This window comes from Novosphingobium album (ex Hu et al. 2023) (assembly GCF_022832385.1).
GTDB classification, from domain to species: domain Bacteria; phylum Pseudomonadota; class Alphaproteobacteria; order Sphingomonadales; family Sphingomonadaceae; genus Novosphingobium; species Novosphingobium album.
On record NZ_JALHLE010000016.1, the window covers coordinates 112,465 to 125,739 of the forward strand.

The window sequence follows — 13,275 nt, forward strand, 5'->3', positions numbered from 1 at the left end:
AAACCGCAGGCACTGCCAAGGAGAGTGACATGGCCATCCCCCGCCTGACCGATGCCGAACGCGACGAAGCGCTGAAGGGCCTGCCCGGCTGGACGCTGAGCGAGGACGGTCTCGCCTTCGAAATCGAGCTGGAATTCGGCGATTTCAACGAGGCGTTCGGCTTCATGACGCGCGTTGCGCTCCATGCCGACAAGGCCGATCACCATCCCGAATGGTTCAATGTCTACAACAAGGTGCGCGTGAGGCTGACCACCCATGACGCGGGCGGGCTGAGCACGCGCGATGTGGCGATGGCGCAGTTCATCGACGGGATCGTGTGAGCGGGAGGGGTTGGGGGTGGGCTGTCTTAGCGCGCGCATTACCACCTGAACCCCGATGCCGCACATGCGAACAGATTATGAAATTTCTGTAACTTTTCATTTCTAATCGTATTCCCCGATTACTCTGACGAGCCTCTCCTGTTTCTCCTTCGTCAAGAAGCAGGTGTATCCCGGCGCCGGGCTGGAGGTAGCCCCTCGCAACAGGAGAGGTATGATGTTCAGGAAATCCCAGAGGCCTTTGACGACGCTGCTGCTTGGCACAGCCGTCGCGCTGATGGCCCCGCCGGCTATGGCACAGGATGCTGCGCCGATGGCAGCGGGCATGTCCAACAAGGACTGGTGGCCCAAGAGCCTCGACCTGGCCGCATTGCGCCAGCATGAGGCCCAGTCCAATCCCTACGGCTCGGACTATGACTACGCGAAGGAATTCGCATCGCTCGATCTGGATGCCGTGAAAGCCGATATCCGCAAGGTGCTCCACACCTCGCAGCCCTGGTGGCCGGCCGACTATGGCAACTACGGCCCCTTCTTCATCCGCATGGCATGGCACAGCGCCGGCACCTATCGCGTGGGTGACGGGCGTGGCGGTTCGGACGGCGGCGAGCAGCGCTTCGAGCCGCTGAACTCCTGGCCCGACAACGTCAGCCTCGACAAGGCGCGCCGCCTCGTCTGGCCGATCAAGCAGAAGTACGGGCGCAAGCTGTCCTGGGGTGACCTGATGGTCCTCGCCGGGAATGTCGCTCTGGAAGACATGGGCTTCACCACCGTCGGTTTCGCGGGCGGCCGCGTTGACGCCTGGCAGCCGGACCTTGTCTACTGGGGCCCGGAAATGAAGATGCTGGACGACAAGCGCCGCGACGGCAAGGGCAACCTCAAGGGCCCGCTGGCCGCCGTGCAGATGGGCCTCATCTACGTCAATCCGGAAGGCCCGAATGGCAACGGCGATCCGATCTCGGCCGCTGCCGACATCCGCCGCGCCTTCGGCAACATGGCGATGAACGACGAGGAAACCGCCGCGCTGATCGCGGGCGGCCACACCTTCGGCAAGGCGCACGGTGCGCACAAGCCCGAAGAATGCATGGAAGCCGATCCGGCCGCGGCCGGTCTCGAGCAGCAGGGCCTTGGTTGGAAGAACAACTGCGGCAAGGGCATGGCCGAGGACACCATCACCAGCGGCCTTGAAGGCGCATGGTCGGCGGCTCCGACGCAGTTCACCATGCAGTACGTGGACAACCTGATGAACTTCGACTGGGTCAAGACCAAGAGCCCGGCCGGCGCGACGCAGTGGATCCCGAGCGATCCGGCCGCCGCGAACCTCGTTCCCGACGCGCACGTTGAAGGCAAGTTCCACGCGCCGATCATGTTCACCACGGACATCGCGCTCAAGGAAGACCCGAAGTTCCGGGCCATTCTCGAAGGCTGGCGCAAGGACAACACCGCGTTCGCCAAGGCCTTTGCCCGCGCGTGGTTCAAGCTGACCCACCGCGATCTCGGCCCGCAGGGGCGCTATCTCGGCAAGGACATTCCGACCGAGACGTACGCCTGGCAGGACCCGCTCCCCAAGGCCACGTATGCGATGATCGACAGTGCCGATGCGTCGGCGCTCAAGTCGAAGATCCTGGCATCGGGCCTGACCGGCAGCGAACTGGTCCGCACCGCCTGGGCTTCGGCCTCGACCTTCCGCGGCACCGATATGCGCGGTGGTGCCAATGGCGCCCGCGTCCGCCTGCAGCCGCAAATGGACTGGGCCGTCAATGACAAGGCCGAACTGACCAAGGTGGTCGCCAAGCTTGAAGCTATCCGCAAGGACTTCAACAAGAGCGCTGCCGGGGGCAAGCAGGTCTCGCTCGCGGACCTGATCGTGCTGGGCGGCAATGCCGCGATCGAGCAGGCTGCAGCAAAGGGCGGCTACAAGGCCTCCGTGCCGTTCACGCCGGGCCGTGTCGATGCCACGCAGGCGCAGACCGACGTGACCTCGTTCGGCTATCTCGAGCCCAAGGCTGACGGTTTCCGCAACTACTACTCGTCGGCCTCCTATGAAGCGCCGGCGGCGGCACTGGTCGACAAGGCGGACATGCTGGGCCTTACCGTGCCGGAAATGACCGCGCTGGTGGGCGGCATGCGTGCCCTCAACGCCAATGCCGGCGGTTCGGCCAATGGCGTGTTCACCAGCCGTCCGGGAACGCTCTCGAACGACTTCTTCGTGAACCTGCTGTCGATGGACACCGTCTGGTCGAAGTCGGCCACGCCGGGCCTCTACGACGGCAAGGACCGGACGACCGGCGCTGCCAAGTGGAGGGCCACGCCGGTTGACCTGATCTTCGGGTCGAACTCGGAACTGCGTGCGGTTTCGGAAGTCTATGCGTCCGACGATGCGGGCCAGCTGTTCGCCGACGATTTCGTCGCGGCCTGGGCCAAGGTGATGAACGCCGACCGCTTCTGAGCATCGGACGTTCCTGAATGAAGCGGGGGCAGGCGGCCATGTCTGTGGCGGTCTGCCCCTGTTTTTGCGAAGTGTGCGAGGCAGGTTCATGCAAAAGTTCAATGCGGCCATACCGGGCCTTGCCTTGCTGTCGTTGATGGTCGTGATTTTTTCGGGTGCTTCGGCGGCCTTGGCCGGTACCCCCGATGCTCCCGCGGCGAGGCCGGCCGCATTTGCCGTCTGTGCGGCATGCCACTCTACCGAACCGGGCAAGACGATCGTCGGTCCGAGTCTTGCCGGTGTGGGGGGACGCAAGGCTGCCAGTCTGCCGGGCTATGCCTACAGCGAAGCGCTCCGGAACTCGGGGCTGGCCTGGAATGAAGCGACGCTCGACACGTGGCTGACGTCGCCGCAGAAAGCGGTGCCCGGCACGAAGATGCCCTTTGCGGGGATCGCCGATCCGGCGAAGCGCAAGGCCGTCGTCAATTACCTGATGACGCTCAAATAGCCCGGTGCGGCACGCCGCCTTTGGTCGTTAAAGCGCCGGGTTGTTGTAGCAGTGCCAGGTGAAGATCGCGGCCGAGCCCCGGTGCGGGCGCCATTGCTCGGCCAGCACGCGGGTTTCCTTCTCGCTGGGACGCGCATCGAGGCCCAGGATCTTGTGCAGGCCTGCCTGCACGGCAAGATCGCCGGCGGGCCAGATGTCCGGGCGGCCCTCCGCGAACAGCAGGTAGATTTCCGCCGACCAGCGCCCGATCCCCTTTATCTTTATCAGGTGGGCGATAGCTTCTTCATCATCCTGGGGCAGGGCATCGAGGTCCAGCGCACCAGCCGTGACCAGTTCGCATAGCGAACGAGCGTAACCTTGTTTCTGGCGGGAAAGGCCGCAGCCACGCAGAGCGTCGAAGTCCGCGGCGAGCAGGGCGTCCGGCGGCAGACCGTCGCCTAAAAGCGCCTCAAGCCTTGCCCAGACCGATGCCGCCGCCGCTACGCTGACCTGCTGTCCCACGATCGTGCGCAGCAGTGTCGTATAGCCGGTGGGGCGTATCCGCGGCTCTGGGTATCCGGCCACTTCGAGCGCGCGGGCCATGGCCGGTTCGGCCGCGGCGATGGCATCGAGACCCGAAATGAGTGCGTCAGCGGTCAAACCCATGTTTTCAGCTACCTTGCAAAAGCGGGTTGCAGGCTTTAGCAGCCTGCGGCAAAAGCACCTACCACTGCATTTGTGATACACAGTGTATCAAAGGGGATTCGTTAGCATGCCGCAGATCATCGTCGTCAATCAGTCGGGTGAAGAATCGAGCCTGGAGGCGGCTGAAGGCCGCACCCTGATGGAAGTCATCCGTGACGCAGGCTTCGACGAACTGCTGGCGCTGTGCGGCGGCTGCTGCTCGTGCGCGACCTGCCACGTCCACATCGCGCCGGACTTCATGGATAAGCTCCCGGAGATGAGCGAAGACGAGAACGACCTGCTCGACAGCTCGGACCATCGCAACGAATTCTCGCGCCTGTCGTGCCAGGTGCCGGTTACGGCGGCTCTTGAAGGCTGCAAGATCACCATCGCTCAGGAAGACTGAGTCTGTTTTCGGTAATCCACTTGAAGGGTGGATTTCCGGTTTCGGCACCGGCCCGCGCGCCCACCCGGCCTCCCATCAGCTACACTTGCGTGGAAGGCCGGATGGAGGCGTGGGCCAGTGCCGTTCATGGCGTGCCTGCAAGTTTGGCTTGGCAGGGGTAAGGTGCAATTCGTTTGCGCCTCGCCTCTGCCTTTCCTAATTTTCGCGGCATGACTGCACCGCAAGCAAAGCGTTCGACGCTCGATCTCATCGGCAACACTCCTCTGGTCCTGCTCAAGGGGCCGAGCGAGGCTGCAGGCTGCGAGATCTGGGGCAAGTGCGAATTCGCCAACCCCGGCGCCTCGGTGAAGGACCGGGCCGCGCTGTGGATCGTGCGCGATGCCGAGGCGAAGGGGCTGCTCCGGCCCGGCGGCACGATTGTCGAGGGCACCGCGGGAAATACGGGGATCGGCCTTGCGCTGGTCGCCAATGCGCTGGGCTACAAGACGGTCATCGTCATGCCCGAGACGCAGTCGCGCGAGAAGATGGACACGCTGCGCGCGCTCGGCGCTGAACTGGTGCTGGTCCCGGCGGCGCCGTTCTCGAACCCCGGCCACTTCGTCCACACCTCGCGCCGTCTGGCCGAGGAGACCGAAGGCGCGATCTGGGCGAACCAGTTCGACAATATCGCCAACCGCAAGGCCCACATCGAAAGCACCGCGCCCGAACTGTGGGAGCAGATGGAAGGCCGGATCGACGGCTTTACTTGTGCTGCAGGCACCGGCGGCACGATCGCCGGCACGGGTCTGGGCCTCAAGGCGTTTGACGAGAAGATCACGATCGCATTGACCGATCCGCACGGTGCGGCGCTCTACAACTACTACGCCCATGGTGAGCTGAAGGCGGAAGGCTCCTCCGTCGCCGAAGGCATCGGGCAGGGACGTATCACCGCCAATCTCGAAGGCGCGCCGATCGACACGCAGTTCCGCATTTCCGACGAGGAAGGCCTCGAATGGGTGCGCCGCCTGCTCTCCGAAGAGGGGCTGTGTCTGGGGCTGTCCTCGGGCATCAACGTCGCGGGCGCGGTGGCGCTCGGCAAGCAGCTTGGTCCCAAGGCGCGGGTGGCGACGATCCTGTGCGATACCGGCTTCCGCTATCTTTCCTCGCTCTATAATCCCGAGTGGCTCAAGGTGAAGGGGCTTCCGGTCTTCCCTTGGCTGGCAAGCTGATATAGAATCCTGTCGATGGCGGGACAGCATCCTCCCCAGATTACCTCGGGCCTGGTCGAACCGATCACCACTCCCCGGCACTATGCTGCGCCTGGTGCGCGAGAACTGCGCGCGCAGGCAGTGCACCGCCTGCAGGTTGGCCTGTTCGGGCTCTGTGCGATGCTGCTGCTGGTCGGCCTGGCCAACATCATCATGGACCGCGCCCGGCTGACTGATACCGAAGATCCGATTCACGACGTGATTGCAGTCGATGCCGTGCCGAAGAAGCCGGCGACTGACCCGCTCGCGGACATCGGCGTAGTCCCTGCGGTCGAGCCCAGTCCGACGCCCACGCCGACGGCGCGTCCCAACCCCATGGACAGCGCCGAAGCCAATCCGCTGCCGCAACCGTGATGGCGGAGCCTGCGGTTTTCCGTTCGGGAAAACCGGGGATGGCGCAGCGGGGGTAGCGCTTCGGGGAAAATTCGGGAAATCGGGGTTCGTTCCGGTCAAAACGCCTTGCGGTGCCGATGTGGCTGCCGGGCCGGGAATGTGCGGGACGCTCGGCAGGCGGCGTGCCCCTGCCTGGAAAGCAAGCTTTTCGGCCGCGTTGCGCAGTAACTGACGTTTCCGGCACTTTTCCGGTGAAAGGAGGAGGCAGGGGAGTCGGCGGGGATTTTCAATCCGGAATGGGGATTGTCGGGGACGGTCAGCCTGTTTCGAGTTTATTATTGAAAATAAATGATTTTATTCGGCTTTTGGCTCGCGAGGCAGGTCTTTGGATCTTGGGGTTAGGGGGGTATGGTACGCGCGTTGGTGGATAAATTCCGCCTGATCCCCATATTTCCCTTTAATCCCCGCATTTCCCGTTATATGAAAACAGTCAATCGGAATGGCTGAGTCTCGCCGTGTCTCGTGTGGATGCGGAACCCTGCCGCGTGGGTGTGCGGTTGGGGGAGGGCTTTGCTGTTCCCGAGACGAATACGTTTGGGGCGAAGCGGGATATCATGGCGGGGCAGCCGATCTTCTACAGCGGGCAGGGCTTTTCGCTTTTACGCGACAAGAACCGCTTCGTGCTGCCCAGCGCTCTTCGCGGCACCGTGCGCGAATCGAGCGGCAAGGACGTGCTGTGCCTCGCCAAGTTCCCCGAATGGAAGTGCCTCGTCGGCTTCGGCCTGTCCCGCGTCGCTGAATTCGAAGACGAACTCGACCGCGAACAGGCCCGTGCGGACGCCGCCGGGCGCCCGTTCAACCGCGTGAAGAAGGCCATGGCCCTCTACACCTTCCAGCAGGTGCCGTTCGACGGTTCCGGCCGCTTCGTCCTGCCCGAAGGCCTCGCCCGCCTCGCGAACATCCAGGACCAGCTCTACTTCCAGGGCGTCGGCCAGTTCATCACCATCTGGAATCCGGACGAGCTCTACAAGATGGGCGATGACGCCGAGTTGGAAGGCGCCATCGAAATCTGCCGCTCGGCCGCCGAGGCGGAACTGGCCAAGGCGAAGAAGAAATGAGCGCCCCCGGCATCCCGCATATCCCCGTGCTCGTTGAGGAGGTGATCGCCGCCCTGAACCCCCAGGGCGGCGATCTCATCGTCGATGCGACGCTGGGTGCGGGCGGCTACACCCGCCGCCTGCTCGATGCCGGTGCGACCGTGCACGCGTTCGATCGTGATCCCGACGCGATCGCGGCGATTCGGGCCAATCCCGTGCGCTGGCCCGAACTGGAAACCGTGCCGCCCCGGCTGGTCCTCCACCCGCGCCGCTTCTCGGAGATGGCCGAGGGCATGGCCGAGGCGGGGGTCGATGCGGTCGATGGCGTGGTCATGGATATCGGCGTGTCTTCGATGCAGCTCGATCAGGCCGAACGCGGCTTTGCCTTCGCTTCGGATGGCCCGCTCGACATGCGCATGAGCCAGGATGGTCCGTCTGCCGCCGACTTCGTCAATGAAGCGGATGAGGCGGACATCGCCGATGTGCTTTATCTCTACGGCGAAGAGCGCCAGTCGCGCCGCGTGGCTCGCGCGATCGTTGCGGCCCGTCCGATCGAGACGACCGGTGAACTGGCTCGCGTCGTGCGCAAGGCACTCGGCTACCGTCCCGGCGCGCCCAAGGATCCGGCGACGCGCAGCTTCCAGGCGATCCGCATCCACGTGAACGGCGAACTCGACGAGCTCGATGCCGGTCTGGCCGGTGCAGAGACGCTGCTTCGTCCCGGCGGACGGCTGGCCGTGGTGACCTTCCACAGCCTGGAGGACCGCAAGGTGAAGCACTTCCTGCGCGATGCCAGCACCGCAGGAAAGGCGACCTCGCGCCACTTGCCGCAGGTCGCTGCCGCGAACGCGCCCACTTTCGACAGCGTCGCCAAGGCTGTGCGCCCCGGCGAGGCCGAGCTGGCCGTCAATCCGCGATCCCGTTCCGCCACCTTGCGCAGCGCCGTGCGCACCGATGCCCCCGCCCGCAATGCCCATAGGAGTGCCGCATGAACCTTACCAGCGACCGTATCCGTTCGATCGGGTGGGCTTCGGTGCTGCTGGTCTGCGGCGCCATGACGATTGCGCTGACGCTGCGGGTCAACGCCGTGAAGAGCCAGGTCTACGACACCGAGAAGAAGATGGTCTGGGTGCAGCAGGACATCGATTTCTTGCAGACCGAGTTCCAGACCCGTTCGAACCAGCAGGCGCTCAGGCAGCTCAACGACCTCGAATTCGGCTACAAGGCGCCCGTGGCCGGGCAGTACATCGAGGGTGAGCGGCAACTGGCGGCGCTGGGCATGGCGGCAGGGCCGGGTGCACCGCAGCCGATTCGTTATGCCAATGCCGAAAAGCCGGTGTCGCAGGATACCGGATCCTCGCTGCTGGCCATGGTTTCGCCGGTCGCGGGAGCGACGGCGGCTGCCCTGTCCGAACCCGCACCCGCCACGGCGAAGGGGCGTGATCCCGAACGTGCCGAACTGGCGCGCGATGCCGCTGCGCTCGGCAAGCGTCTGGCTCGCATCGAAGTCGCGGAGGCAGGCCAGTAGTGAACGCCCTTGCCTATCCGACAGGGGCGATCCCGGTAGCGCGAGGCGCTGTGCCGACGGCAGCCGCTGCCGGGCGGCGCAAGATGGTGAACGTACGACAGCGCTCACTGCTGGTGGCCAAGCTGCGCTCGCTCTGGGTGCTCGGAGTCTTCGTGCTCGTCGGGCTCTGTGCGCTGGGCCGTATTACCTATCTCGGCGCGACTGGCGTAACCACGCACCGCGGCGAGCTGGGTGACGCGCTGATCCCGTCGCGCGGCGAGATCGTCGATCGCAATGGCGTGGTGCTGGCCCGCGATTTCCGTGTCTATTCGCTGTGGTTCAATCCCAAGGCGATGACCGAGGGGCCGCCGCTGATTCATACGCCCGAGGAAGTGACTAATGGCCTGCTGCGGATCTTCCCCGATCTGGACCGGCGCGAAGTGATCGCCCAGCTATCGTCGGGCAAGGCGGGCTATATCCGCAAGTCGATCCTTCCCGAAGAGGCCAATCGCGTTCACGCGCTGGGCGAACCGGCGCTGGAATATCCGCTGGAAGAGACCCGCTTCTATCCGCAAGGGTCGATGGCGGCCCACGTGCTCGGCTATGTCGATAGCGATGGCAAGGGCCACATCGGCATGGAGCAGGTCTACGAAAAGCAGCTCACCAGCATGGAGGGGCGCACCCACCCGGCCGTACTGTCGATCGATTTCCGGGTCCAGAGCGCGCTCGAGGACGAACTGGGCAAGGCCATGTCGCTCAGCCGTGCCAAGGGTGCGGGCGGTGTGGTGCTCGACGCCGAAACCGGTGAAGTGCTGGCGCTCGCCTCGCTTCCCGCCTTCGATCCCAACCACGTCAAGCCGGACGACATGATGGTCTCTCCTGCCGAGGCCAGGGAAGGGGAAGTCCCGCACGGCTTCAATCGCGTGACCAATCAGGTCTACGAGCTGGGCTCCACGTTCAAGCCGATCACGGTTGCTGCGGCGCTCGATGCCGGGACGGTCACCGACATGAGCCGCCGCTGGCCGGCAGCGCCTTTGCACGTCGGCCGTTTCACGATCCACGACGACCACAATTACGGTTCGACACTCAACGTGCCCGAAGCCCTCATCCATTCCTCGAACATCGTGATGTCCGAAGTGGCTGACGAAATGGGAGGCGAGCGGCTGAAGAAAACGATGGAAACGCTGGGCATGAACGAGCGCCCGACCATCGAACTGCCCGCGCGTGGTTTCCCGATCTGGCCGTCGGGCACCTGGCCGCGGCTGCGGACGATGACGGTCTCGTTCGGTCATGGCCTGGCAGTTACCCCGCTGCATCTGGCGACGGCTTATGCGGCGCTGGTCAACGGGGGCATCTGGCGTCCCGCGACGCTGGACAAGCTCGATCCTTCCGAAGTTCCGGCGGGGCGCCGCGTGTTCAGCGCGGCCGCGAGCGCCCGCATTCGCCAGTTGCTGCGGATGATCGTGGACTACGGCACCGGTCGCAAGGCGGACGCGCCGGGTTTCCGTATCGGCGGCAAGACCGGTTCGGCGGAAAAACCGGGCGTGGGCGGCTATCGTAAGCACGCGCTGATCACGACTTTCGCCGCAGCATTTCCTATGGATAAGCCGCGCTACGTTGTTGTCGCGATGATGGATGAGCCGCAAGGTACGGAGGCGACGTCGTTCCAGCGTACTGCGGCATGGAACGCGGCTCCCGCCGTGGGACGGCTGGTGCCGCGTATCGGCCCCTTGCTCGGCATCATGCCGGACGAGACGCGCGATATCGACATCTCCGACCTCAGGTCTCTGATACCGCAGGGAGACAGCGGCGAATGAAACTTTCCGCCCTTTGTGCGGCTGCAGGCCTTGCCCTCGATGGCAGCGACGCCAACGTGACGGGCTTTGCGATCGACCATCGCAAGGTGGCGCCGGGCACGGTGTTCGGCGCCTTTCGCGGGGCGAAGTTCAACGGCGAGGATTTCATTCCGGCCGCCGTCGGCGCAGGTGCCGTTGCCGTGGTTGCCGCTCCGGAGGCCAGGGTCGAAGGCGCGGTGCATTTCGCCGATGCCGAGCCGCGCCGCCTGTTCGCGCGGCTGGCCGCCCCCTTCTATACACCGGTGCCCGAGACGCTCGTTGCGGTGACCGGAACCAACGGGAAGACCTCCACGGTCGAACTGACCCGCCAGCTGTGGCGCATGGCCGGGCAGCGTGCGGCCTCGATCGGCACGCTGGGTGTGACCACCAGCGACGAGAGCGTCTCGACCGGGCTGACCACGCCGGACATCGTGACCTTCCTTGCCAACCTGACCGGGCTTGCCCGCGAAGGGGTGAGCCACGTTGCCTACGAGGCCTCCAGCCACGGCCTCTCGCAGTTCCGCATCGAAGGGCCGCGCGTGCGTGCCGGGGCCTTCACCAACCTCAGCCGCGATCATCTCGATTACCACGCGACGATGGACGACTATTTCGCCGCGAAGATGAGGCTGTTCGATGAAGTCGTCATGGACGGCGGCACGGCGGTGATCTGGGCGGACGATGCGTGGTCGGAGAAGGCCATCGCTCACGCAAGGGCGCGTGGTCTCAAGCTCTTCACGGTGGGTGCCAGGGGCGACGGCATAAGGCTTGTCGGGCGGACACCAACAGCGCTCGGCCAGAAGCTGGAAATCGAACACGAGGGCAAGGCGCGGGTGATCGACCTGCCACTGATCGGTGCCTATCAGGCGGCCAATGCGCTGGTCGCGGCCGGGCTGGTGCTGGCGACCGGCGGCGAGCCCGACGCGACGTTCGATGCCGTGAAGCGGCTCGTCACGGTGCGTGGGCGTATCGAGCGTGCGGCGATCTCGCCTGCCGGAGCGCCCATCTATGTCGATTACGCGCATACGCCCGACGCGCTGGAAGCCGCGATCGCGGCGCTGCGCCCGCATGTGACGGGCCGGCTCATCGCTGTGTTTGGCGCGGGCGGGGACCGCGATCAGGGCAAGCGACCGGAAATGGGCCGCGTCGCCGCCGAGGGCGCGGACGTGGCGATCGTCACCGACGATAATCCGCGCGGCGAGGAGCCGTCTGCCATCCGCGCAATGGTGCTGGCCGGCATGGGCGAAGGGGCAAGGGAAATCGGCGACCGGCGCGCGGCTATCGGCGCTGCAGTTGCCGAGGCCGGGGCCGGGGACGTGGTCCTGGTCGCCGGCAAGGGGCACGAACAGGGGCAAATCATCGGCAGCGGCGACAATGTTCGCGTGCTGCCATTCGACGATGTTACCGTGGCCAGGGAAATGGCTGGCACGCTGGGAGGTAAGTGACGATGAGCGCTGTTGCCCGCATTCTCGACTGGCCCGTGGACGCGGCCGAAGAGAATTCGCACGTCCTGTGGGATGCGATTTCCATCGCCCGCGCCGTCAAGGGCACGGCCAACGCGGATTTCACCGTTTCGGGCGTCGAGATCGACAGCCGCGACGTGCAGCCGGGAGACCTGTTCTTTGCCCTCAAGGGCGAGAGCATGGACGGCCACCGCTTCGTCGATATGGCCTTTGCCAAGGGCGCCGCCGCTGTCGTGGTGGACCGCCCCGTCGATGGCCCGCACGTGCTCGTCACCGATACTACGGAGGCGCTTGAACGCCTCGCCGCCGCCGCTCGCGCCCGTACCCGCGGGCCGGTGATCGGCGTGACCGGATCGGTCGGCAAGACCGGGGTGAAGGAGATGATCTTCACCGCGCTTGATCGTGCCAGCCGCGGCGATGCGCACCGCTCGGTCAAGAGCTACAACAACCACGTCGGCGTGCCGCTCAGCCTTGCCCGCACCCCCAGCCGCGCGCGTTTCGCAGTCTTCGAGATGGGCATGAACCACGCGGGCGAGATCGCCGCGCTGACCCGGCAGGTGCGTCCGCATGTGGCCGTGATCACCACGATCGCGCCAGCGCACATCGAGATGCTCGGCTCGGAAGAGGCGATCGCCGACGCCAAGGCGGAGATCTTTCAGGGCCTGGAATCGGGCGGCACTGCCATTATTCCTGCCGACAGCCCGCACTTCGAGCGGCTGCGCAAGGCTGCGCTGCGGTGCGGTGCGCATGTCGTCTCGTTCGGCAAGTCGGCCGATGCGGACGTGCGCCTGCTCGATACCGTCCCGGCCATCGGCGGCGGTTCGCTGGTGACGGTCGACATGGGAGACCGCCGCGTGTGCTACACGATCGCGGCACCGGGCGAGCACCACGTCGTCAATTCGCTGGCGGTCATGGCGGCGGTCCGCGCGGTGAAGGGCGATCTCGGCGCCGCCGGTGTCGCGCTCGCGGAAATGGGCGGGCTGCCCGGACGCGGTGCCCGCCTCGAGATCGACGTGCCGGGCGGTGAACCGGACGAGCAGGGCCTGCGCAAGGCGTTGCTGATCGACGAGAGCTACAACGCCAACCCGGCCTCTATGCGTGCCACGCTGGCGCAGCTTGGCCGCACGCCGGCGCGCCGCCGCATCGCCGTTCTGGGGGCGATGAAGGAACTGGGCAACCATGGCCCCGGCTACCACGCGGCGCTCGCGCCATCGATCCGCGAAGCGCATGTCGACTATGCGGTTCTGGTCGGCGAGGAGATGCTCGCATTGGCGGAGGAACTGGGGAAACCGGGCGACGCGGAGCTTGGCAAACCGGTGTCCTTCGCCCATTGCGCGAGTGTGGGGGAAGCTGTCGATGCCCTTCGTGCATTCGGGCTTGAACGGGATGACGCCATCCTGGTCAAGGGATCGAATTCGGTGGGGCTGGCTTCTCTCGTGACGGAGCTAAGCAAGCAGGAAGGGTAGGGGGGCGCCCC

Annotated in this window: 13 protein-coding genes; 12 read left to right on the top strand and 1 reads right to left on the bottom strand. The window is 65.4% G+C overall.

What is annotated here, in order from left to right; translation table 11 throughout:
- Window positions 1-29: 29 nt before the first annotated feature.
- The 3 genes from MTR64_RS11660 (at window position 30) to MTR64_RS11670 (ending at window position 3,250) form a co-directional block, all read left to right on the top strand.
- Window positions 30-320 carry a 4a-hydroxytetrahydrobiopterin dehydratase gene (locus tag MTR64_RS11660; RefSeq protein ID WP_243993991.1) on the top strand — a complete coding sequence of 97 codons (291 nt, stop codon included), beginning with the start codon at window positions 30-32 and terminating at the stop codon, window positions 318-320.
- Between the two features lie 274 nt (window positions 321-594).
- Window positions 595-2,763 (top strand): catalase/peroxidase HPI, encoded by a 2,169-nt coding sequence (gene katG, locus MTR64_RS11665; protein WP_327194267.1) that lies wholly within the window; start codon window positions 595-597, stop codon window positions 2,761-2,763.
- A gap of 88 nt (window positions 2,764-2,851) precedes the next feature.
- Entirely contained in the window at window positions 2,852-3,250 is a 399-nt protein-coding gene (locus tag MTR64_RS11670) for a c-type cytochrome (RefSeq protein ID WP_243993993.1), read from the top strand.
- 27 nt (window positions 3,251-3,277) lie between these two features.
- On the opposite strand, the gene MTR64_RS11675 is transcribed toward MTR64_RS11670, so the two are convergent.
- Window positions 3,278-3,895 (bottom strand): DNA-3-methyladenine glycosylase family protein, encoded by a 618-nt coding sequence (locus tag MTR64_RS11675; RefSeq protein ID WP_243993995.1) that lies wholly within the window; start codon window positions 3,893-3,895, stop codon window positions 3,278-3,280.
- Between the two features lie 106 nt (window positions 3,896-4,001).
- On the opposite strand from MTR64_RS11675, the gene MTR64_RS11680 reads away from it, so the two are divergent.
- The 9 genes from MTR64_RS11680 to MTR64_RS11720 all read left to right on the top strand — a co-directional run bounded on the left by MTR64_RS11680 (window position 4,002) and on the right by MTR64_RS11720 (window position 13,264).
- Window positions 4,002-4,319, top strand: coding sequence for a 2Fe-2S iron-sulfur cluster-binding protein (locus MTR64_RS11680; protein ID WP_243993997.1), 318 nt, complete (start codon window positions 4,002-4,004; stop codon window positions 4,317-4,319).
- Window positions 4,320-4,528: 209 nt separating this feature from the next.
- On the top strand, window positions 4,529-5,527 hold the full coding sequence (locus MTR64_RS11685) for a cysteine synthase A (protein WP_243993999.1): 999 nt from the start codon (window positions 4,529-4,531) through the stop codon (window positions 5,525-5,527).
- A gap of 15 nt (window positions 5,528-5,542) precedes the next feature.
- On the top strand, window positions 5,543-5,920 hold the full coding sequence (locus tag MTR64_RS11690) for a hypothetical protein (protein WP_243994001.1): 378 nt from the start codon (window positions 5,543-5,545) through the stop codon (window positions 5,918-5,920).
- A gap of 494 nt (window positions 5,921-6,414) precedes the next feature.
- The gene (locus MTR64_RS11695; RefSeq protein WP_243994003.1) at window positions 6,415-7,017 is read left to right on the top strand and encodes a division/cell wall cluster transcriptional repressor MraZ; all 603 of its coding nucleotides are present in this window, start codon (window positions 6,415-6,417) and stop codon (window positions 7,015-7,017) included.
- Window positions 7,014-7,988, top strand: coding sequence for a 16S rRNA (cytosine(1402)-N(4))-methyltransferase RsmH (rsmH, locus tag MTR64_RS11700; RefSeq protein WP_243994005.1), 975 nt, complete (start codon window positions 7,014-7,016; stop codon window positions 7,986-7,988). Before MTR64_RS11695 ends, rsmH begins: the two co-directional genes overlap by 4 nt.
- The gene (locus tag MTR64_RS11705) at window positions 7,985-8,524 is read left to right on the top strand and encodes a hypothetical protein (RefSeq protein WP_243994007.1); all 540 of its coding nucleotides are present in this window, start codon (window positions 7,985-7,987) and stop codon (window positions 8,522-8,524) included. Before rsmH ends, MTR64_RS11705 begins: the two co-directional genes overlap by 4 nt.
- Window positions 8,525-8,607: 83 nt before the next feature.
- Window positions 8,608-10,320, top strand: a complete 1,713-nt coding sequence (locus MTR64_RS11710; protein ID WP_243994044.1) for a peptidoglycan D,D-transpeptidase FtsI family protein — start codon at window positions 8,608-8,610, stop codon at window positions 10,318-10,320.
- A complete protein-coding gene (locus MTR64_RS11715) occupies window positions 10,317-11,780 on the top strand; it encodes a UDP-N-acetylmuramoyl-L-alanyl-D-glutamate--2,6-diaminopimelate ligase (RefSeq protein WP_243994008.1) in 1,464 nt (487 codons plus the stop codon). Before MTR64_RS11710 ends, MTR64_RS11715 begins: the two co-directional genes overlap by 4 nt.
- Window positions 11,781-11,782: 2 nt before the next feature.
- Window positions 11,783-13,264: a UDP-N-acetylmuramoyl-tripeptide--D-alanyl-D-alanine ligase gene (locus MTR64_RS11720; protein WP_243994010.1), complete on the top strand. Its 1,482-nt coding sequence runs from the start codon at window positions 11,783-11,785 to the stop codon at window positions 13,262-13,264.
- The last annotated feature ends 11 nt before the right edge of the window (window positions 13,265-13,275 follow it).